Annotated in this window: 1 protein-coding gene; it reads left to right on the forward strand. The window is 66.9% G+C overall.

Annotation, left to right across the window (positions count from 1 at the left end):
* Positions 1–1,043, forward strand: a 1,043-nt coding sequence (locus tag ACIBJF_RS53570) for a PAS domain-containing protein (RefSeq protein ID WP_399185142.1), incomplete at both ends; no start/stop codon positions are given.

A 1,043-nucleotide genomic window follows, 5' to 3' on the forward strand; every position in this document is an offset into this window, starting at 1 on the left:
TACTCGGCCGGGGAAGTGGTGGGCCAGTCCGCCGCACTCGTGCTGCCGTCCATTGAGGGGCCGCTGGGGGTATCGGCGTTCGCCGAGCAGTGCCGCGCCCAAGATGGCTGGTCCGGCACCGTGGCGGTCCGCCACCGTGATGGCCGCACGCTCAACCTGAGCCTGCGCCTCTCACTGCTGCGGGGACAGGATGCAACCCTGCGCTGGCTGGTATCCCTGACCGACATGGGCACGCCCTCCTCGGGGATGATCAATGGATCGGTGCGGGAGTCGCTCCTTACCCGCGCACCGATCGGCATCGTTGTTCGTGACCTGCAGCTGCGTTGCACCTTGGTGAACGACACGATGGAGGGCCACGACGGCATTCCTCATGACCAGCGATTCGGACGCCGGCTGACGGATTCGCTGCCCGGTTTCGAGGCCGAAGCGCTCGAGGCGGTGATGCGGCAGGTGTTGGAGAGCGGTACCTCTGCGGTCCACGAGTTTAGGGGGTGGCCGCCGGAAGATCCGCGCCGGGAGCACGCATATTCGGTCTCGTTCTTCTGCCTCCAGGACGCGGACGGCAAGGCGCTGGGGGTGTGCTGCTTGTGCGTGGATGTCACCGGCAGCCGGCGGGTGCGCGAGCGCCTTGCCATCCTCAGCCAGGCCGGCACGCGCATCGGCAGCACCTTGGACGTCATGCAGACCGGGCAGGAACTGGCCGACATTGCCGTGCCGCTGATGGCCGACTACGCCATCGTCGACCTGGCAGACTCGGTTCCGTTCGGCAAAGAGCCCACTGCCCGAATCGACACGACACATCATCACCCCCCTGTTCTCCGCCGTGTCGGTTTGGCCTCGATCCACCCAGGGATCCCCGAATCCCCGTGGGCGCGGGGGGAGACGGTGTTCATCTCACCGGACTCGCCCTTCACCAGCGTCCTGCGCACGGGGAGGTCCCACCTGGAACAGGTGGTGGACACCTCGCCTGGGACATGGCTCGACCACGACCCGGCGCGGGCGCAGAAGATCCGTGAGAACGGGATGCACTCCGTGATGATCGT

The sequence above is a fragment of the Streptomyces sp. NPDC050743 genome, assembly GCF_044456925.1.
GTDB lineage: Bacteria > Actinomycetota > Actinomycetes > Streptomycetales > Streptomycetaceae > Streptomyces.